Raw genomic sequence first — 20,289 nt, 5'->3', positions numbered from 1 at the left:
CTACCGGGCGGCTCGGAGGAAGTCCAGGAGCAGCGGGTCGAAGAGCTCGGGCGTCTCCAGCGACGGGCTGTGCCCGGTGTCCGGGAGCACGTGCAGGTCGACGGTGCCGAGCGCCGCGGCCAGGCCCGCGCCCAGGACGCCGGCGTCGAAGACGTCCTCCGCGCCCACCACGACCCGCGCTGCGCCGTCGAATCCGCCCGCGACCGCGGTGAGGTCGCGCCGCCCGGCCCGGCCGCGAAGGGCCGCCGCCGCACCGGCCGGGGGCGCCGCGGCGATCATGGCGCGAGCCGATTCGCACACCCCCGCCCGCGTCGCGACGGTGGTCGGCCCGAGCACGGCCGGCAGGAACTCCTCCCCGTACCGGACGGTGCCCTCGGCCTCGAGCCGGTCGGCCAGCGCGCGCCGCGCGGCCCGGACCTCGGGGGTGTCGAGGCCGGCGAAGGTGTCGCTGAGCAGGAGCCGTTCGAGCCGCGGGCCGGCGAGGTCCGCGACCTCGAGCGCCACCTGGCCGCCCATCGAGTAGCCGACCGCCGAGAACTGATCGGCCCCGAGCGCGTCGAGGACGTCGAGCGCGGCCTCCGCGTGGTGGTGCAGGGGGATCTCGCCGCCCGGCGGCGCGGGGGCGGTATCGCCGAAGCCGAGCAGGTCGGCAGCGACGCCGCGGAAGCCGGCGCCCGCCAGCGCGGCCAGCTGCGGTGCCCACATGGCGCGGGAGAACAGGAAGCCGTGGAGCAGCAACACGGTCGGCCCGTCGCCCGCCACGGTGGTGCCGACGGGGCCGTGCCGGGTCCGCAGGACCCGCTCAGCCATCGAGCGCGATGTCCGACGGGTGGCCGGCGAGGGGAGTGACCTCGACGGTCATCCACTTGAACAGTGGCAGGCCCCAGAGGATCTCGTGCAGCCGCTCGTTGTCGACGACGTCGAAGACCGAGATGTTGGAGTACTGGCCGACGATGCGCCAGATATGCACCCACTCGCCGCCGCGTTGCAGCTCCTGGCTGTAGGCCTTCTCGGTGGCGATGGTCTCGGCCCGGACAGCCGGGTCCACGTCGTCGGGGATGGCGACGTCCATGCGCACCGCGAACAGCGCCATCAGCGGGTCTCCGGATCGAGCACGAAGTCGTAGACCACGGTCTCGCCGTTGCCATCGGCGGCGGGCTGCGGATCGAGCACCAGCTCGGGCTTCACGGCCGAGGCGATGTCGTCGTCGTTGTGTGCGTCGCCGGGGAAGTAGAGCTGCGCGGTGAGCAGGTCCTTGCCCGGCGCCGACACCTTGAGGTGCAGGTGGGCGGGCCGCCAGGCGTGCCAGTCGGCGGCCGCGATGAGCTTGCCGCACGAGCCGTCGGTGGGGATCTGGTAGGGCGCGGGGCGGATGGTGGTGATCTCGAACCGGCCGTCCTCGTCGGCGACGAAGGTGCCGCGCAGGTTCCACTCGGGCAGGCCGGGGGCGTACTGGGAGTAGAAGCCGTCCGCGTCGGCGTGCCAGATCTCGATCTTCGCGCCGGGCAGGGCGTTCCCGTCGAGGTCGCGGACCTGGCCCGAGAAGACGAGCGGGGTGCCCGACTCGTTCTCGCGCATGGGGAGTGCGCCGCGGGCGCCGATCACGGGGGAGTCGGGCACGTAGTACGGGCCCTCGATGGTGCCCTTGTTGCCCTGGTGGTGCGCGTTGGCGACCTCCTCGACGACGTGCTCGATCCAGACGTCCAGGAACAGGGGCCATTCGCCGTCCTGGCCGACGTTGATGAGCCAGGACTTCACGGCGTCGTACTCGGCGTAGGTCACCTTGTGCCGGCGCACCACGTCGTGCACGGCGGTGATCACCTCGGTCGCGAGCTGCGAGACGCGCTCGGGCGGGGTGTCCGCGCCGGCGCCCTGCTTCTTGAGGAAGGCGGCGGTGGCGCCGGCTCCGGAATCGGCGGCCTTGGCTTCGGATTCGGTGGTGGTCATGATCTTCTCCTCGGGTGGGCTGATGTTGTGACTGAGGCTGAGGGCGACGGCGCTATCCGTCGAGGCGGTAGTGCGCGAGCTTGTCGGGGTCGACGGTGACGCCGAGCCCGGGGCCGGAGGGGACCGCCAGTTCGCCGTCGACGATGCGGAGCGGCTCGGTCAACAGGTCGTCGGCCATGTCCAGGAAGTTGGAGAGCTCGCCGGCGCGGGCGCTGGTGGCCGCCTGGGCGGCGCCGAAGGCGACGGTGCAGGCGGTGCCGAGCTGGCCGTCGATCTGGTTGCCCATCACGACCTCCACCCCGAGGCCGGTGGCGAGGTGCAGGATCTCCTGCGAGCCGGTGAATCCCGTGCGGGCGGTCTTGATCGAGACGGCGGTGGCGCCGCCGCCGAGCAGCTCGCGGGTGACCTCCGCGGGGGTGGTGACGGATTCGTCGCCGACGAACGGGATGCGGCAGTTCGCCACCAGCCGACGCCGGCCGAGCACGTCGTCCGCGGGGCACAGCTCCTCGGCCAGGGTGAGGCCGGCGTCGGCGAGCATGTCCAGGGCGCGCAGCGATTCCGAGGCCGTCCAGCCGCGGTTGCCGTCGATGTACAGCTCGGCCTTGTCGCCCAGGGTGTTCCGCAGGGCGCGGACGACGTCGACGTCGAGGTCGACGGGGCGGCGTCCGACCTTCACCTTGAACGTGGTGATGCCGTAGCGGTCCCGGACGGCGGCGGCCTCCTGGGCCATGGCGGCGGGCGCGTCGAAGCCGAGCATGTGGCACACCCGCATCCGGTCGGTGTGGCCGCCGAGGGCGCGGCTGACCGAGGTGCCCCAAGCCTGCGCGAGGACGTCCCAGACGGCCATGTCGACGGCGGCCTTCGCCGCGGGATTGCCGACGGTGCGATGCATCCGGGCGTGCAGGACGGCGCGCCGGTCGGCGTCGAGCCCGACGAGCTGCGGCGCGAAGATCCCGTCGATCACGGCGACGATCCCGGCCTGGGTCTCGCCGTAGGTGAAGGGCCGCGGCGGCGCGTCGGCATGTCCGACGAGGCCGTCCGCCGTGTGCACCCGCACCAGCACGTGGTCGGCGTGGGTCACCTCGCCGGAGGCGAACTTCAGCGCCTTGACGTAGGGGATCCGGTACGGGATCGCCTCGATGGCGGTGATGCGCAGGTCGGTCATGCGGCCGTCTCCCGTTCGTCGGTGAGGTCGGTCCCGCCCAGCGCTTCGAGGACGCGGGCGAGGAGGGGCGAGTCGTCGGCGGCGCGCCACGCGAGGGCGAGCTCGACGCTCTCGGTGGCGGGCAGGTCCACGAAGTGCACGCCGGGGAGCTGGATGGAGCTGGCGGTGCGGGGGACCAGGGCGATGCCGAGGCCCGCCGCCACGAGTGCGAGCAGCGTGGAGGTCTGCGGAACCTGGTGGGCGCGGCGCGGGGTGAAGCCCGCCGCGGCGCACGTCCGGACCACGGCGCCGTCGACGACGGAGCCGGTGTCCGCCGGGTAGGTCACGAACGCCTCATCCTGCAGGTCGGCGACGGTGACGTCGGGGTCCCCGTCGAACCGGTGCCCCTGCGGCAGGGCGAGGATCAGGGGCTCCGCGAAGAGCACGCGGTGGGCGATGCCCTCGACGGCGACGGGGGTGCGCAGCAGCGCGAGGTCCAGCCGGCCGTCGATGAGGGCGGCGGCCTGCACCGGCGTCAGCATCTCGGTGTCGATGGTGAGCTCGACGTCCGGGAGAGCGGACTTCACCCGGCGGACCACGCGGGGGAGGACACCGTACGAGGCGGAGCCCGTGACGCCGACGCGGAGCACGCCGCTCGCGCCCTGCCCGATCAGCCGGGCGCGGCCGACGGCACCGTCGAGCTCGGCGAGGATCCGGCGGACCTCGGCGGCGAAGACCCGGCCGGCCTCGGTGAGCTCGACCTGGCGGGTGGTGCGTTCGAAGAGCGGGGTGCCGAGGGAGGTCTCGAGCTGCCGGATGGTGCGCGAGAGCGCGGGGCCGGCGATGTGCAGTCCGTCCGCCGCGCGGCCGAAGTGTTCGGTCTGCGCGACGGCCAGGAACTGGCGCAGGTGTCGCAGCTCCACGGCGTCCTCCTCGGTGGTCGATGTGATGTGCATCTCACGGTAGGAGCATCGATTGGGAAAGACCAGGACCTATTCCGTCCTGATTAGTGCCCGCAACGCAGAAAAGACACCCTGGTGGGTTGCTAGCGATATGCCCGGCGCGCGGGAGGTGCGCCGCGCGGCACGGTGATGGGGATCACAGCCACCCAGTCGACCGGAGGTCTCCCATGACCGTGACCGAACCCTCACCCACCCCGTCCCCCGACGTGCTCGATCGGGCGATCGACGAGCGCCCCGCGGACGGCGTCTACCGGGTGAACCGCAACATCTTCACCGACGAGGAGACCTTCGAGCTCGAGATGAAGTACATCTTCGAGGGCAACTGGGTCTACCTCGCGCACGAGAGCCAGGTGCCCGAGGCGGGCGACTACTACACGACCTACATCGGCCGGCAGCCGGTGGTGATCACCCGCGGCGCCGACGGCGAGCTGAACCTGCTCATCAACGCCTGCGCGCACCGCGGCGCGATGTTGTGCCGCAAGAAGACCGACAACCGCAAGACCCTGACCTGTCCGTTCCACGGCTGGACCTTCCGCAACGACGGCCGGCTGCTCAAGGTCAAGGATCCCGACGGTGCCGGGTACCCCGCCCAGTTCGACCACGAGGGCAGCCACGACCTGACGAAGGTCGCGAAGTTCGGGAACTACCGCGGCTTCCTGTTCGGCTCGCTGAACCCGGACGTGCTCCCGTTGCAGGAGCACCTCGGCGACACCACGGCCATCATCGACATGCTGGTGGACCAGTCGCCCGACGGGCTCGAGGTACTCCGCGGCGCGTCCACGTACACCTACGACGGCAACTGGAAAGTGCAGGCGGAGAACGGCGCCGACGGCTACCACGTGACCGCGACGCACTGGAACTACGCGGCCACCACCAGTCGCCGCAACACGGGCGACTCGGGCAACACCACCAAGACGCTGGACGCGGGCCAGTGGGGCAAGTCCGGCGGCGGCTACTGGTCGTACCCGAACGGCCACCTGTGTCTGTGGACCTGGGCGGGCAACCCGCAGGACCGGCCGCTGTGGGACCGGCTGGACGAGCTGAAGAAGCAGTTCGGCGAGGCCAAGGGCGACTTCATGGTCCGCGGCTCGCGCAACCTGTGCCTGTACCCGAACGTCTACCTCATGGATCAGTTCTCCACGCAGATCCGGCACTTCCGCCCGATCAGCGTGGACAAGACCGAGGTCACCATCTACTGCATCGCCCCGAAAGGGGAGTCGAAGGAGAACCGCTCCTGGCGGATCCGCCAGTACGAGGATTTCTTCAACGCCTCGGGCATGGCGACGCCGGACGACCTCGAGGAGTTCCGCAGCTGCCAGAAGACCTTCCTCGCGACCGCAGCCCAGTGGAACGACATGAGCCGCGGCGCCGAGCACTGGCTGACCGGGCCGGACGAGGTCGCGACGACGCTCGGCATGACCGGCGTCGTCTCCTCCGGCGTCAAGAACGAGGACGAGGGCCTGTATCCCGTGCAGCACAAGTACTGGCAGGAGGCCCTCCAGGCCGGCCTCGCCGCCGACGCCGCGAAGGAGGCGACCCGATGAGCGCGCCCACGACCACCACCGCGATCGACCAGCACGCGATCGAGCAGTTCCTCTACCGCGAGGCGCGGTACCTCGACGACCGCGAGTTCGAGAAGTGGCTGGACTGCTACGCCGACGACTGCGAGTTCTGGATGCCCGCCTGGGCCGACGACGACAAGCTCACCGAGGACCCGCAGACCGAGATCTCGCTGGTCTACTACCCGGACAAGGGCGGCCTGACGGACCGCGTCTTCCGGATCCGCACCGAGCGCTCGTCGGCGACCTCGCTGCCGGAGCCGCGCACCAGCCACAACATCACCAACGTCGAGGTGATCGAGCGCCGAGGCGACCTGGTGGACGTCCGGTTCAACTGGCACACCATGTACTTCCGGTACGACACGATCGACCCGTACTACGGCACCACCATGGCGACGCTCGACTTCTCCGGGGAGCAGCCCCTGTTCCGCCGGAAGACCGTGGTGCTCAAGAACGACTACATCCACCACGTCGTCGACATCTACCACGTCTGAACGGGCGGAAGGGATCTCATCATGGCGCATCAGGTGGCGCTCGCCTTCGAGGACGGGGTGACCCGGTTCATCTCCGTCGATCCGGGCCAGACCGTCGCGGACGCCTCGTACCGGCAGCGGATCAACATCCCTCTCGACTGCCGCGACGGGGCGTGCGGAACGTGCAAGGCCCTCTGCGAGTCCGGGACCTACGACGGTGGCACCTACGTCGAGGACGCCCTCACCGCGGACGAGGCGGAGCAGGGTTACTGTCTGCCGTGCTCGATGTCGCCGACCTCCGACCTCGTGCTCCAGATCAACAGCACCTCGGCGGTGGCGAAGACGCAGGTCGGCGAGTTCGCCGCGACCGTGACCGGGCTGGAACGGCTCACCCCGAGCACCGTCGGGCTGCGGCTGCGCGCCGACGACCGGGACCGCCTCGCCTTCCTGCCCGGGCAGTACGTCAACATCGCCGTGCCCGGATCCGGGGGCGACGGTGTGCCCGACGCCGAGCGGTCCTACTCCTTCGCCTCGCACCCCGACGACGAGGAGCTGGAGTTCCTGGTCAAGCTGATCCCGAGCGGCGGCGCGATGTCGGACTGGCTCACGGGGCGGGCGAAGGTCGGCGACCGGGTGACCTTCCGCGGACCGCTCGGCTCGTTCTTCCTCCGCGAGGCCGACCGGCCCGCTCTGCTCGTCGCCGGCGGGACCGGTCTCGCGCCCATGCTGTCCATGCTGCGGTCCATGCGCACTCGCGACCCCGGGCGCGCAGTCCAGCTGCTCTACGGCGTCTCCCAGGACACGGACGTCACGCAGCTCGACGTGCTCGCCGGGCTCCGGGAGGAGCTGGGGGCGTTCGACTTCGAGTACGTCGTCTCCGACCGGAACAGCACCGCCGCCCACCGCGGCTTCGTCACCGACATCCTGCGGACCTCGCACCTGCACGGCGGCGACGTCGCCGTGTACCTGTGCGGCCCGCCGCCGATGATCGAGGGCTTCCGCGCGGAGCTGGACCGGCTCGGGGTCACCGCCACGGGGTTCTACTACGAGAAGTTCCTCCCCGCCGTCGCCGCCGCACCCGCACCGGCCGTTCCGCCGGCCGCGCCCGCGACCGAGGCCCCGGGGACCGTCGCGCCGAGCGCCGCACCCGCGGCGTCCACGTCCGCCGAACCCCTGACCCCGCTGCCGGCGGTGGCAGGACTGGAACCCGAGGCCGCGGAGGCACTGTCGTTCGACGGCCTGCTCGTCGGCGCGGGCGGTGCGCTCCTGGAGAATCCGGACGCCCGGGGAGTGGCCGGCCAGCCGCTCCTCCCGGCGAGCGACGTGCAGCCGCTGGTCGTGCACCCGGACCCCGCCGGGCGCGCGGACGGCTACGAGATCGGCGAGGAACACCCCGACATCCGCAAGTCCGACGCGGTCTTCGAGGCCCGCAAGGCCCTCGAGCTCGGCGCGCTGGAGCTCGTGCTCGGGCGGCTCGGCTCGCCACAGCTCGCCGGCTACCGGCTCCTCGCGGAGGCCACGGTGCCCTACCTCGACGGCGACCGGCTCACCGACGCCGCCGGGTACACCGAGGCCAACGCCGCCTTCCACGACTACCTGTTCACGCTCACCGGGAACGAGCACCTGCTCGCCGCCTACCAGCGGCTCGGCGTGCGCAGCCACATGGACACCACCCTGCGCAGCGCCACCTGGATCCACCCGCGCTGCGCCCAGGACCATCTCGACATCGTCGAGGCGATCGCCGCCGGGGACCGGGAGGCGGCACGCACCCTGGTCGCCGACCACGCCGAGCGGTCCATGGAGACCACGCGGCGCGCGATGCACGAGCAGGAACTCGCCCGCACCCCGGCGTTCGTCCACCCGGGGCGGTTCGCCGGCAAGGTCGTCGTGGTCACGGGCGCGGCGCAGGGCATCGGCGAGCGCGTCGCCCGCCGGGTGCACGCGGAGGGCGGGCAGGTCGTGCTCGTGGACCGGTCCGACCTGGTCCGCGAACTGGCCGACGAGCTCACCGCGCACGGAACCCAGGCCGTGGCGGCGGTGGCCGATCTCGAATCGCTCACGGGCGCGCAGGACGTCGCAGCGCAGGCGCTGGAGCGGTTCGGCAGGATCGACGTGCTCGTCAACAACGTCGGCGGCGCGATGTGGTTCAAGCCCTTCACCGAGTTCACGGAGGCGCAGATCGGCGCCGAGGTGACCCGGTCGCTGCTCACCACGCTGTTCTCCTGCCGGGCCGTCCTGCCGTCGATGCAGCGGCGCCGTCACGGGGTCATCGTCAACGTCTCATCGGTAGCCACCCGCGGCGTGCACCGCGTGCCCTATTCGGCGGCCAAGGGCGGCGTGAACGCCCTCACCGCCTCGCTCGCGATGGAGTACGCCGACAGCGGGATCCGCGTGGTGGCCTCGGCGCCCGGCGGCACCGAGGCACCGCCGCGGCGCATCCCGCGCGGCGGCGACGTGCCCGAGACCGCCGCCGAGCGGGCCTGGTTCCAGGCGCACATCGACCAGACGCTCGAGTCGAGCCTGATGCACCGGTACGGGACCCTCGACGAGCAGGCCGCGGTGATCTGCTTCCTGGCGAGCGACGAGGCGGGCTACCTCACCGGCTCGGTCCTGCCGGTCGGCGGCGGGGATCTCGGCTGAACCGGCGCCCGGAGCCCGCGCCGCCCGCCTATCGTGGGGCGATGGATCCCTGGTCGGTGCGGCGCATCCGCGGGGCCCGGTCGGCCGTGATCGGCGACCCGACGGGCCGCGGGGCGCGGGCCCTGGCGACGCTCGCGCGCCCGGAGGCGCCCGTCGTCCAGGCGCTCGGCGCTCTTGCCCGGGACGACGGTGCGCGCCTGCGCGCCGCGCTCGAGGCCCTCGATGCCGGCGGCGCCGTGGTGGTCGCCGACGCGCAGCGGCTCGGGGACGGCGAACTCGGCGAGCTCGCGGCCGCCGCCCAGCGGGGCACCGCGGTGGTGCTGGCGCGGGCGACGGCCGAGCCGGCCGCCTCGGGACTGTGGAGCGACGACGCGCGTGCCCTCGGTGCCGACGTCCACCTCGTCCTGGACGCCTTCTCCGCCGACGAGATCGCCGCCCTGGCGCGCGGTCTCGGCCTCGAGCTCTCGGGTGCTGCGGCGGTGCGACTGCACCGGCGGACCGGGGGCGCGATCGAGGCGGCGCTCGCCGCGCTCGACGAGGCGGCGTGCTCCGGCGGGCAGCCCTCCGACGCGGTGCCCGCGGGCGAGCGGCAGCGGGTCGCCGCGGCGCTGGCGGAGGTCGGGGAGCCGGCGTCCGGCGTCGCCCTCGCGGTGGCGATCCTCGGGGGTGCGACCCCGACCGATCTTGCCGCCGTGGCGGGCACGGAGGTCACCGCGGGTCTGCTCGACCGGCTGGTCGCCCGCGGGCTGGTGATCGCGCGCCGCGACCGGGACGGTCCGTGGATCGCGCCGCCCGCGCCGATCGTCGCCCGCGCGGTGGAGGAGGCCTCCACGTGGACGGACCGGGCGCGCCTGCACGCCGCGGCGGCCGGCGTGGTCGACCCGCACCGCGCCCTGCGCCACCGCGCGGCGGCGGTCCTGGGGAGTGACGCGGCGCTGGCGGCCACCCTCGCCGACGATGGCGCCGCACTGGCGGCCCGCGGCGAATGGTCTTCGGCGGCAGCTGCGTTCGCGGCGGCCACCGGCGTCGCGGCCGACGCCGACCTCGCGCGCGAGTTGCGCATCGCCGCCGTCGACGCCTACGTCAGCGCAGGCGACCTGGGGGCCGCCCGCGAGCTGGTGCCCGCCATCGAGGCACTCCCCGCCAGCTCGGAGCGGGACTCCGTGCTGGGCTACGTCGCCATCCAGTCGGGCCGCCCCGCGGAGGCGCAGGACCGGCTGGAGCGGGCTTGGAACGCGGTGAACCCGCGCTTGAGCCCGCTCCCCGCCGCGCGGATCGCGCACCGTCGGGGCCTGGACGCCCTCGTGCGGTGGGACGGGCCCGCGCTCATCGCCTGGGCCGACCGGGCGATCGAGCTCGGGGGCACGGCCCCGCCCGCCATCGAATCCCGGGCCTTCCGCGGGCTCGGCGCCGCCGCGGCCGGCGATCTCGTCGGGGCGGCCCGCGCGGTGGACGCGGGGCTCGCCGAGACCGGCCTCCCCGTCGCGGTGTCCCAGCGGCTGATGCTGGGCGTGGGCTGGATCCAGTACGGGCTCGGCGATCTGGACCGGGCGCGGACCGCGCTCACCGCCGCTCGGGAGGCCGTGGGCGGCGCGCACCGGGTCTCGCTGTGGGCGCTCGGCTGGCTGGCGCGGGTGCAGTTCGAGATCGGCGACTGGGACGCCGCGCTGGAGAGCGCCCGCGAGGCGGTGGACCTCGGCGACAGCACGGGGATCGTGCTGTGCTCGCCGCTCGCGCACTGGACGGCGGCCGAGATCCTCGCGCTCCGCGGCGACGCCGACGGCGCGGACCGGCACGCGGCCGCCGCGCGCGTCGCCCCGACCGGCTACCTGACGCAGCGGATCCCCGCCGCACTGGCGCAGGCCGCGGCCGCGCGGGGCGGCCCGCGCGCCGTCCTGGCGGCAGTCCAGCCCCTGCTCGCAGACCCCGCCGCCCGGGCGGCGGGCCCCGACTTCTGGCCCTGGCACCCCGTCGCCGCCCGCGCGCTCGCGGACGTCGGCCGCGGCCCGGAAGCCGTCGCCCTGCTCGACGGCGCGCCCCCGCCGCACAGCACCCCCGCCCGGATCCGGATGGGTGCCGCCCGCGCCGCCACGGATCCCGACGCCGACGCTGCGGCGACCGTGCTGCGGGGCTGCCTCGCCGAGGCCGAGTCCTTCCCGGTCGCGGCGGGCGGCGTGCACCTCGACCTGGGAATGCTGCTGCGGCGCACCGGACATCGGCGGGACGCGGCGCACCACCTCGGCGAGGCCGCGACGGTCTTCGGGTCGCTGGGGGCGCTCACCCGGCTGCGGACGACCGACCGCGAGTTGGGGCGGGCGGGCGGACCGTCCGATGCGGACGTCGCGGCGCTGACCCCGCACGAGCTGAACGTCGCGCGCCTCGTGGTCGCGGGCGACACCAACAGGAGGGTCGCGGAACAGCTGTACCTCTCACCCAAGACGGTGCAGTTCCACCTGACCCGGATCTTCGCCAAGCTGGGCGTCCGGACCCGGGGGGAGCTCACCGCCCGCTACGGTGCTGAGCTCCTGGCCGGCGACGGCGGCCCTGCGGAGCCGGGCCGGGCGGGTCAGCGGTAGATCGTCTGCAGTTCGGTGTACGCGGCGAGCCCTCCGGTCCGAGCTCGCGGCCGATGGCACGGATCGCGGACGCCGCCTAATGCTTACGTATACGAAGCATCGCGGGTCGAATGCTACGCTATTGCAAAGATCAACGAGGTTCGGTTATGGAAAGGCGGTGAAGATGACGTTCACGAAGATCAGGGTCGCCCTGGTCACTGCGCTGTGTGCGGCGGTGGTGCTGTGCGGCGTGGGGCTGTGGATGGTCGAATCCCGTCTGGTTTCACAGCATCCGGAGTGCGTGGGTACAGGTTCGCCCCGCGCGTCCGTGGCCGGGTCCGTGGGTGAGCGGCCGGTTCTGCATCGCGCGATCGACCGGGTGCTCGGCGGACTGGGGTGCGCTGTCGGGCCCGCCGGCGACCTCCCCGCGAAGAGTATTCGCTGACGGTGCACGGGAACGGCGGCCGGTGTCGGCACCGGCCGCCGTTCCCGTGGTCAGGGTCAGTTCTTGTGCAGCGCGGCGTTGAGTTCGACGCCCTCGCTCCGCCACGGCACGACCTCGACCGCGCCGGTCACCGAGTTGCGGCGGAACAACAGGTTGCTCTGCCCGGCCAGCTCGCGCGCCTTGATCTGCGTACCGTCGGGGCCGGTCACCTTGGTGCCGGCGGTCAGGTAGAGGCCCGCCTCCAGCACGCAGTCGTCGCCCAGCGGGATGCCCAGGCCCGAGTTCGCGCCCAGCAGGCACCGCTCGCCGAGCTTGATGATCTCCTTGCCGCCGCCCGACAGCGTGCCCATGGTCGACGCGCCGCCGCCGACGTCGGAGTGATCGCCGATGACGACGCCCGCCGAGATGCGGCCCTCGACCATCGCCGTGCCGAGCGTGCCCGCGTTGAAGTTCACGAAGCCCTCGTGCATGACGGTCGTGCCCTCGGCGAGGTGCGCGCCGAGGCGGACGCGGTCGGCGTCGCCGATGCGCACGCCGGTCGGCAGCACGTAGTCGACCATCCGGGGGAACTTGTCGAGCGAGTACACGGTCACCTGCCCGCGCTTGCGCAGCGCCGCCCGGACCAGCTCGAATCCGGCCGGCGAGCAGGGCCCGAAGTTGGTCCACACCACGTTCGCCAGGAGGCCGAACTGGCCCTCGAGGCTCAGGCCGTGCGGCTGCACGAGGCGGTGGCTCAGCAGGTGCAGGCGCAGGTACACGTCGTGCGCGTCGACCGGCGCCGCGGCGAGGTCCGCGATCGTCGTCTCGACCACCACGGTGCGCACCTTGCGGTCGGCGTCGGCGCCGGCGAGCGCCGCCAGCTCCGCGGGCGCGCCCGACGGGTCCTGGGCCGACCCGGTGGTGCCGCCGCCGTCGGTCAGCTCCGGCGCGGGGAACCAGGTGTCGAGCACCGTCCCGTCGTCGGTGATGGTGGCCAGTCCGTACGCCTTCGCTCCACGATTCGTCACGCGACCAGGGTACCGGGCGCCGGTGGGGCCGCGGTCGCTCGCGCTGCGGAGTCGCGGGATTCGGATACCGTGCATTCAGTGACCACGACACTCGACACGGCCAAGCTCGCGAACCGGATCGACGACGCGGTCGACGACGGGGACCTGACCACGGTCTCCTCGCTCATCGCGCCCCTGGCGTCCCACGAGGTGGCTGACGTCCTCGAGCGCCTGAACCGCAAGGACCGCGCCGTCGTCTTCCGGCTGCTCGCGAAGGACGAGGCGCTCACCGTCTTCGAATCCCTCGACGCGCCCCTGCAGGGCGAGCTCATCCACGACCTGCAGGACGAACAGGTCACCGGGCTGTTCGCCGAGCTCGACCCCGATGACCGGGTCACCCTGCTGGACGAACTGCCCGGGACCGTCGCCGCGCGCCTGCTCCACGGCCTGCCCGAGGGGGAGCGCGCCGCGACCGCCGCCCTGCTCGGCTACCCGCAGGGATCCGTCGGCCGCGAGATGACCCCGGAGTTCGTCTCCGTCCACCCCGGCGACACCGCCGCGGAGGCACTGGCGGCGGTGCAATCGCGCATCGACGACGTCGAGACCATCTACGGCATCCCGGTCGTCGGGCCGGGCCGCGTGCTCGTCGGCATCGTCGGGCTGCGCGGCCTGCTGCGCAGCGCCCCGGAGACCCCGGTGCGCGAGATCATGAACATCGCGGGCACGGCCCGGGCGCGGGAGTCCGCCGAGGACGCCGCGCGCCGCTGCGCCGAGCAGCGGCTCCTGGTGATGCCCATCGTCGACGACGAGCACCGCCTCGTGGGCATCCTCACCGTCGACGACGCCCTGCGCATCCTCGAGGAGGCGGAGAGCGAGGACGCGGCGCGCCAGGGCGGCGTGGAGCCCCTGAACCGGCCCTACCTCTCGACGCCGGTGCGGACCCTGGTGCGCTCGCGCGTCGTCTGGCTGCTCGTTCTCGCGATCGGCGCCACGTTGACCGTGAAGGTCCTGTCCGTCTTCGAGGACAGCCTGCAGGAGATGGTGGTGCTCTCGCTCTTCGTGCCGCTCATCATCGGCACCGGCGGCAACACCGGCAACCAGGCCGCCACCACGGTGACCCGCGCGCTCGCCCTCGGCGACATCACGACCGCCGACGTCTTCCGCGTGCTGGGCCGCGAGATCCGCGTCGGCGGGACGCTCGGCCTCGTTCTCGGCACCCTCGGCGCGGTCATCGCCGGCGCCCTCTTCGGGGTCGACGTGGGCCTGGTCATCGGCGCCACGCTGTTCGGCGTGTGCACCATGTCGGCCACCGTCGGCGGGCTCATGCCGATCGTCGCGAAGTCCATCGGCGTCGACCCTGCAGTCTTCTCCAACCCGTTCATCAGCACGTTCGTCGATGCGACCGGCCTGATCCTCTACTTCCTCATCGCCAAGGCGATCCTCCCGATCTGAGCACCACCCTGGAGGGGTGACTCCGCCGTCGCGGCCTTGGTGGTGGTCGCGTCCCGTAGCGCTACTACGCTGGGGCTGTGCCCCTCGACATCGCCATCGACCCGATCGACCTCACCGCCGCGCTGGTGGACATCCCCAGCGTGAGCCACGACGAGGAACGGATCGCGAACGAGGTGGAGGCCGCGCTCCGCGCGCTGGAGGGCTTCGAGGTGCTCCGCGTGGGCAACAACGTGCTCGCTCGGACGAATCGCGGCCTGTCGCAGCGGGTGATGCTCGCCGGCCATCTCGACACCGTGCCGATCGCCGACAACGTGCCCAGCCGCCGCGAGGGGGGCGTCCTGCACGGCTGCGGCACCGTCGACATGAAGAGCGGCGACGCGGTCTTCCTGCACCTCGCCGCCACGATGGCCGAGCCCGCCTACGACCTGACCCTGATCTTCTACGAGTGCGAGGAGATCGCCTCGCAGTTCAACGGTCTCGGCCGCATCGAGCGCGAGCTCCCCGAGTGGCTGCGCGCCGACGTCGCGATCCTCGGCGAGCCCTCGGGCGGGCTCATCGAGGCCGGTTGCCAGGGCACCATCCGGGTGCGCATCACCGCGGCCGGCGTGCGCGCGCACAGCGCCCGCTCCTGGCTGGGCGACAACGCGATCCACAAGCTCGGCCCCGTGCTCACCGCCCTCCAGGCGTACACCGCGCGCACCGTCGACATCGACGGTTGCGAGTACCGCGAGGGGCTGTCCGCCGTGAAGATCGAGGGCGGCGTGGCCGGGAACGTCGTGCCCGACGAGGCCTTCGTCGACGTCAACTTCCGCTTCGCGCCGGACCGCACCGTCGACGAGGCCGTGGCGCACGTCCGCGAGGTCCTCGCCGGGCCGATCGCCGACGGTGCCCTCGGCTTCGAGGTCACCGACGCCGCGCCCGGCGCGCTGCCCGGCCTCGGCGCCCCCGCCGCGGCCAAGCTCGTGGCGGCGGCCGGCGGCCGGTTCCGCGCCAAGTACGGCTGGACCGATGTCTCGCGGTTCGCCGCGCTGGGCATCCCGGCGGTGAACTTCGGCCCGGGCGACCCCAACTACGCGCACAAGCGCGACGAGCACGTCGAGACCGCGCAGATCACCGAGGTGGCCGCCGTGCTGCGCGCCTTCCTCGCTGGGTAGGTTGTGCGTCATGGCCTCCGATAAGAAGCCCTCCCACGACCACTACCTGCGCTACCGCGGTCCCGTCCGGGTGCAGGGCGCGGCGGCGACGGAATCGTCGACCACCGACCAGCGGCTCCTCGCGAACGCGGACGACGCCGACTGGCTGCACCGCGACCCCTGGCGCGTGATGCGGATCCAGGCCGAGTTCGTGGAGGGCTTCGGGGCCCTCGCGGAGCTGCCGCAGGCCGTCACCGTCTTCGGATCCGCTCGGATCAAGCCGGATTCGCCCGAGTACGCCACCGGCCGCGAGCTGGGCGCCGGGCTGGTGCGCGCGGGCTACGCGGTCATCACCGGCGGCGGTCCGGGCGCCATGGAGGCCGCGAACCGCGGCGCCAAGGACGCCGACGGCCTCTCCGTGGGCCTGGGCATCGAGCTGCCCTTCGAGCAGGGCCTGAACGACTGGGTCGACCTCGGCATCAACTTCCGCTACTTCTTCGTGCGCAAGACCATGTTCGTCAAGTACGCGCAGGCCTTCGTCTGCCTCCCCGGCGGTTTCGGCACCCTCGACGAGCTCTTCGAGGCGCTGACCCTGGTGCAGACGCACAAGGTGACCCGGTTCCCGATCGTGCTGCTGGGCTCCGCCTACTGGGGCGGCCTCGTGGACTGGATCCGGGGCACGCTGACCGAGCAGGGCATGGTCTCGCCCGGCGACGCCGACCTCATCACCGTCACTGATTCGGTGGCCGAGGCCATCGACATCATCGTGCGCGCCGATGCCGCCCGCGAGCGCGAGGCCGGCGCCAGCGAGGTGGATCCCACGTGACCGCGATCGCCGTCTTCTGCGCCTCGCGCCCCGTGCCGCAGGAGTACATCGACCTCGCGACCGAGGTGGGCCGGGGCATCGCCGCCGGCGGGGACTCGCTCGTCTGGGGCGGCGGGCACGTGTCGATGATGGGCGCGGTCGCGCAGGCCGCCCGCGACGGCGGCGCGCACACGCTCGGCGTGATCCCGACGGCGCTCGTCGACCGCGAGGTCGCCGACCACGGCGCCGACGAGCTGCTCGTGGTCGCCACCATGCGCGAGCGCAAGCAGCTCATGGACGACAACGCCGGCGCCTTCCTGGTGCTGCCGGGCGGCGTGGGCACCCTCGAGGAGTTCTTCGAGGCGTGGACCGCCGGCTACCTCTCCATGCACGACAAGCCCGTGGTGATCCTCGATCACGACGGCTTCTACGCGCCGCTGCTGGACTGGATCGACGGGCTCAAGGCCAAGGGCTTCGTGGGTGATGCGGCTCTCGGTCGGTTGCTGCGCGCGACGGACGTCACGGCCGCCCTCGAGGCGTGCCGTGGTACGGCGGTCCCACGGTAGGCTCGCCGCGTGAGCTCTACGCATAAGAACAGCACCGTCGGCGTCGCGGATCTGGCGCGCGGCGTCGGCAAGCTGCTGCCCGACCTGCCCCTCCTGATCAAGGAGGGCCCGTCGATCCTGCTGCGCACGCCGAACAGCAAGGAGACCATCGGGACGGTGTTCGCCAAGCGTGCGGCGCAGCACCCGTCGCGCGACTTCCTGCGCTTCCACGGCGAGGGCATCAGCTACGGCGAGGCGAACGCCACCGTGAACACCTATGCGCGCGTGCTGCTCCAGCGCGGCGTCAAGGTGGGTGACGTGGTCGGCGTCGTCATGCACAACCACCCGCAGATGGTGCTGGTGATGCTCGCCATCGTCAAGGTCGGCGCCACCGCTGGGCTGGTCAATTACAACCAGCGCGGCGCCGTGCTCGCGCACAGCCTCGGCATCCTCGAGACCGGCACGATCATCGCCGGCGCCGAGGACCTCGAGGCCTTCGACTCGCTCGACGCCGCGGACCGGCCCGCCGACGGGGTGGTACTCACGATCGACCAGCTCGCCGAGCAGGCCCGGCTGGCGCGCGAGCAGGATCCGCGCGCCACCGAGAACCCCGCCGTGACCGCGACCCTGCCCGCGAGCACCCGCGCCTTCTACGTCTTCACCTCGGGCACCACGGGCATGCCGAAGGCGTCGATCATGACGCACTACCGCTGGCTCAAGGGCATGGCCGGATTCGGGGCGACCGCGGTGCGCATGCGCCGCGACGACGTCATGTACTGCCCGCTTCCGCTGTACCACAACAACGCCGCGCTCGTGGCGCTCGGCTCGGTGCTGGTCTCCGGCGCCACCCTCGCGATCGGCCGCAAGTTCTCGGCGACACGGTTCTGGGACGAGGCGAACGAGAACTCGGCGACGATGTTCATCTACATCGGGGAGATCTGCCGCTACCTGCTCAACCAGCCGCCCAAGCCGAGCGACCGGTCGAACACGATCCGGGTCGCGGCCGGCAACGGCATGCGGCCCGAGATCTGGCGGGACTTCCAGGAGCGCTTCGGGATCGAGCGGATCATGGAGTTCTACGCCGCGAGCGAGACGAACATCGCCTTCGTCAACGTCTTCAACATCGAGGCCACCGTCGGGCTGTGCCCCCTGCCGCACGCCGTGGTCGAGTACGACATCGACACCGCCGGACCGCTGCGCAACGCGAAGGGCAGGCTGCAGCGGGTCAAGAAGGGCCAGAACGGTCTGCTGCTGACCAAGATCACCAAGTCCGCCCCGTTCGACGGTTACACCGACGGAAAGGCGGGCGACGCCAAGCTGATCCGCGACGGCTTCAAGGACGGCGACGTCTGGTTCAACACCGGCGACGTGGTGACGAACCAGGGCTTCGACCACATCGCCTTCGTCGACCGGCTCGGCGACACCTTCCGCTGGAAGGGCGAGAACGTCGCGACCACCGAGGTCGAGGGCGCGTTGGACGAGGCCGAGCAGGTGGAGGGCGCGATCGTCTACGGCGTCGCGATCCCCGGCGCCGACGGCAAGGCCGGCATGGCCGCCGTCAAGCTCGCCGAGGGCCGGGAGTTCGACGGCGCGGCGCTCGCGACCCAGCTCCGGAACGAGCTGCCGGGCTACGCGATCCCGCTGTACGCGCGCGTCGTGCCCAGCCTGGAGGTCACCTCCACGTTCAAGAGCCTCAAGGGCGAGCTCCGCAAGCAGGGCTTCGCGGAGACCGGCGACGACCCGCTGTACGTGTTCGTCGGCGGCGCGGACGGCTACGTGCCCGCCTACGACGGGTACGCGGACGACGTCGCGGCCGCCAAGGTCCCGGATCTGCGTTCCTAGGATGACCGCACCGTCGGTGGGCCCGATCCCCGTGCGCCCCACCCTCTGCGGCCGCCCGGTCCCGGCGGACCGGGCGCTCGTGATGGCGATCATCAACCGCACGCCGGACTCCTTCTACGACCGCGGCAGCTACTTCGCGGTGGACGCCGCGCTCGAGCGCGTGGACGCCGCCGTCGCCGAGGGCGCCGACGTCGTGGACGTGGGCGGCGTCAAGGCCGGGCCCGGCCAGCACGTGGACGCCCAGGAGGAGATCGCGCGCACGGTGCCCTTCATCGCGCAGGTGCGCGATCGGCACCCCGACCTGCTGATCAGCGTGGACACGTGGCGGGCGTCCGTCGCCGAGGCCGCGGTCGACGCGGGCGCCGACCTCATCAACGACACCTGGGCCGGCGCCGACCCCGACCTGCCCCGGATCGCCGCCGCGACCGGTGCGGGCCTCGTCTGCTCGCACACCGGCGGCGCCGTGCCCCGCACCCGCCCGTTCCGAGTGCGCTATCCGGACGTCGTCGCCGACGTGCGCGACTCGCTCACCGCCGCCGCGGAGGCCGCGTTCGCCGCCGGGGTGCGTGAGGACGGCATCGTCATCGACCCGACCCACGACTTCGGGAAGAACACCCACCATGGGCTCGCGCTGTTGCGGCACCTCGACGAGCTCGTCGGCACGGGTTGGCCGGTGCTGATGGCGCTGTCCAACAAGGACTTCATTGGCGAGACCCTGGACGCCGGGCTCGAGGAGCGGGTGGCCGGGACCCTCGCCGCGACCGCGCTCGCCGCGCACGCCGGGGCCCGCATGTTCCGCGTGCATCAGGTGGCGGACACCCGCCGGGTGGTCGAGATGGTGGCCTCGATCGACGGCACCCGCCCGCCGGCCCGCGTCGTGCGGGGGCTCGCGTGAGCACCGCGCACCGGTTCTTCGAGGAACCCCGCTGGAGCATCGACGAACTCGTCGCCGCGAAGGCGGGACGCACCGTCTCCGTGGTGCTTCCGGCCCTGAACGAGGAGGCCACCGTCGGCGCGGTGGTCGCGACGATCGCACCGCTGGTCGGGACGTTGGTCGACGAGCTGATCGTGCTCGACTCGGGTTCGACCGACGCGACGGCGGAGCGGGCCCGCGCCGCGGGCGCGGCGGTGATCAGCCGCGAGGAGGCGATCCCCGGGCTACCGCCGGTGCCGGGCAAGGGGGAGGCGCTGTGGCGCGGCGTGGCGGCCTCGTCGGGCGACCTGATCGCCTTCGTCGATTCCGACCTGATCGAACCCGACCCGCGGTACGTGCCGCGGCTGTTGGGGCCCATGCTGTTCCACTCCGAGGTGCACCTCGTCAAGGCCTACTACCGGCGCCCGCTGCGCGTCTTCAAGCAGGGCGAGGACCCGACGGGCGGCGGCCGCGTGACGGAGCTCGTCGCCCGGCCGATCCTGGCGGCGCTGCGGCCGCCGCTGCGCGCGATCCTGCAACCGCTGGGCGGCGAGTACGCGGGAACCCGCGAGTTCCTGGCTTCGGTGCCGTTCGCGCCCGGCTACGGCGTGGAGATCGGCCTGCTGCTGGACGCGGAGGCCCGCTACGGGCTGGCGGGGATCGCGCAGGTGAACCTGTCCGTGCGCAAGCACCGCAACCGCGATCTCCGCGACTTGGGCGTCATGAGCCGCCAGATCCTCGGGACGGCGTTGCGGCGCTGCGGGATCGAGGACTCGGGCGCGGGTATCACGCAGTACCTGGTGGAGCCGGGGCCGGAGGACCGGTTCACGGAGGTCACCACGGAGCTGTCGCTCGAAGACCGCCCACCCGTGGCCTCGCTGCGATAGA

General features: G+C 72.6%; 18 protein-coding genes. 12 read left to right on the top strand and 6 right to left on the bottom strand.

The window, feature by feature from the left end; all coding sequences use genetic code 11:
* From ACM9LD_RS17800 to ACM9LD_RS17780, 5 genes are read right to left on the bottom strand one after another with little or no spacing between them, the layout of a single operon-like run.
* Nucleotides 1-810: an alpha/beta fold hydrolase gene (locus tag ACM9LD_RS17800; RefSeq protein WP_415677901.1), complete on the bottom strand. Its 810-nt coding sequence runs from the start codon at nucleotides 808-810 to the stop codon at nucleotides 1-3.
* Nucleotides 803-1,093: a muconolactone Delta-isomerase gene (gene catC, locus ACM9LD_RS17795; RefSeq protein ID WP_415677900.1), complete on the bottom strand. Its 291-nt coding sequence runs from the start codon at nucleotides 1,091-1,093 to the stop codon at nucleotides 803-805. The genes ACM9LD_RS17800 and catC overlap by 8 nt, the downstream gene beginning before the upstream one ends.
* Nucleotides 1,093-1,947, bottom strand: coding sequence for a catechol 1,2-dioxygenase (catA, locus tag ACM9LD_RS17790; protein WP_415677899.1), 855 nt, complete (start codon nucleotides 1,945-1,947; stop codon nucleotides 1,093-1,095). The genes catC and catA overlap by 1 nt, the downstream gene beginning before the upstream one ends.
* Nucleotides 1,948-1,999: 52 nt before the next feature.
* On the bottom strand, nucleotides 2,000-3,103 hold the full coding sequence (locus tag ACM9LD_RS17785) for a mandelate racemase/muconate lactonizing enzyme family protein (protein ID WP_415677954.1): 1,104 nt from the start codon (nucleotides 3,101-3,103) through the stop codon (nucleotides 2,000-2,002).
* Between the two features lie 5 nt (nucleotides 3,104-3,108).
* Entirely contained in the window at nucleotides 3,109-4,047 is a 939-nt protein-coding gene (locus ACM9LD_RS17780) for a LysR substrate-binding domain-containing protein (RefSeq protein ID WP_415677898.1), read from the bottom strand.
* Between the two features lie 173 nt (nucleotides 4,048-4,220).
* On the opposite strand from ACM9LD_RS17780, the gene benA reads away from it, so the two are divergent.
* The 5 genes from benA to ACM9LD_RS17755 all read left to right on the top strand — a co-directional run bounded on the left by benA (nucleotide 4,221) and on the right by ACM9LD_RS17755 (nucleotide 11,725).
* Complete coding sequence (gene benA / locus ACM9LD_RS17775; protein WP_415677897.1) at nucleotides 4,221-5,597, top strand: benzoate 1,2-dioxygenase large subunit; 1,377 nt, start codon at nucleotides 4,221-4,223, stop codon at nucleotides 5,595-5,597.
* Nucleotides 5,594-6,106 (top strand): benzoate 1,2-dioxygenase small subunit, encoded by a 513-nt coding sequence (gene benB, locus ACM9LD_RS17770; protein WP_415677896.1) that lies wholly within the window; start codon nucleotides 5,594-5,596, stop codon nucleotides 6,104-6,106. Before benA ends, benB begins: the two co-directional genes overlap by 4 nt.
* 21 nt (nucleotides 6,107-6,127) lie before the next feature.
* The gene (gene benC / locus ACM9LD_RS17765; RefSeq protein ID WP_415677895.1) at nucleotides 6,128-8,725 is read left to right on the top strand and encodes a benzoate 1,2-dioxygenase electron transfer component BenC; all 2,598 of its coding nucleotides are present in this window, start codon (nucleotides 6,128-6,130) and stop codon (nucleotides 8,723-8,725) included.
* A 41-nt stretch (nucleotides 8,726-8,766) separates the two neighbouring features.
* Complete coding sequence (locus ACM9LD_RS17760) at nucleotides 8,767-11,301, top strand: helix-turn-helix transcriptional regulator (RefSeq protein ID WP_415677894.1); 2,535 nt, start codon at nucleotides 8,767-8,769, stop codon at nucleotides 11,299-11,301.
* Between the two features lie 163 nt (nucleotides 11,302-11,464).
* Nucleotides 11,465-11,725 carry a hypothetical protein gene (locus tag ACM9LD_RS17755; RefSeq protein WP_415677893.1) on the top strand — a complete coding sequence of 87 codons (261 nt, stop codon included), beginning with the start codon at nucleotides 11,465-11,467 and terminating at the stop codon, nucleotides 11,723-11,725.
* Between the two features lie 56 nt (nucleotides 11,726-11,781).
* On the opposite strand, the gene dapD is transcribed toward ACM9LD_RS17755, so the two are convergent.
* Nucleotides 11,782-12,732, bottom strand: a complete 951-nt coding sequence (dapD, locus tag ACM9LD_RS17750) for a 2,3,4,5-tetrahydropyridine-2,6-dicarboxylate N-succinyltransferase (protein ID WP_415677892.1) — start codon at nucleotides 12,730-12,732, stop codon at nucleotides 11,782-11,784.
* Nucleotides 12,733-12,810: 78 nt separating this feature from the next.
* Here dapD and mgtE point away from each other — a divergent pair, with 78 nt between their 5' ends.
* From mgtE to ACM9LD_RS17715, 7 genes are all read left to right on the top strand, one after another.
* Nucleotides 12,811-14,163 (top strand): magnesium transporter, encoded by a 1,353-nt coding sequence (mgtE, locus tag ACM9LD_RS17745; RefSeq protein WP_415677891.1) that lies wholly within the window; start codon nucleotides 12,811-12,813, stop codon nucleotides 14,161-14,163.
* 77 nt (nucleotides 14,164-14,240) lie between these two features.
* Nucleotides 14,241-15,317, top strand: a complete 1,077-nt coding sequence (gene dapE, locus ACM9LD_RS17740; RefSeq protein WP_415677890.1) for a succinyl-diaminopimelate desuccinylase — start codon at nucleotides 14,241-14,243, stop codon at nucleotides 15,315-15,317.
* Nucleotides 15,318-15,327: 10 nt separating this feature from the next.
* Nucleotides 15,328-16,122, top strand: coding sequence for an LOG family protein (locus ACM9LD_RS17735; protein ID WP_415677889.1), 795 nt, complete (start codon nucleotides 15,328-15,330; stop codon nucleotides 16,120-16,122).
* Entirely contained in the window at nucleotides 16,119-16,667 is a 549-nt protein-coding gene (locus ACM9LD_RS17730; RefSeq protein WP_415677888.1) for an LOG family protein, read from the top strand. Before ACM9LD_RS17735 ends, ACM9LD_RS17730 begins: the two co-directional genes overlap by 4 nt.
* 9 nt (nucleotides 16,668-16,676) lie before the next feature.
* Entirely contained in the window at nucleotides 16,677-18,488 is a 1,812-nt protein-coding gene (locus tag ACM9LD_RS17725; RefSeq protein ID WP_415677887.1) for a long-chain-acyl-CoA synthetase, read from the top strand.
* 1 nt (nucleotide 18,489) lies between these two features.
* Nucleotides 18,490-19,383: a dihydropteroate synthase gene (gene folP, locus ACM9LD_RS17720; protein WP_415677886.1), complete on the top strand. Its 894-nt coding sequence runs from the start codon at nucleotides 18,490-18,492 to the stop codon at nucleotides 19,381-19,383.
* Entirely contained in the window at nucleotides 19,380-20,288 is a 909-nt protein-coding gene (locus tag ACM9LD_RS17715; protein WP_415677885.1) for a glucosyl-3-phosphoglycerate synthase, read from the top strand. Before folP ends, ACM9LD_RS17715 begins: the two co-directional genes overlap by 4 nt.
* Nucleotide 20,289: the final 1 nt, after the last annotated feature.

It is taken from the genome of Tsukamurella hominis (genome assembly GCF_965137015.1).
GTDB lineage: Bacteria > Actinomycetota > Actinomycetes > Mycobacteriales > Mycobacteriaceae > Tsukamurella > Tsukamurella hominis.
Note: the sequence above shows the minus strand (reverse complement) of the source record. Positions and strands in the feature narration are given on the sequence as shown.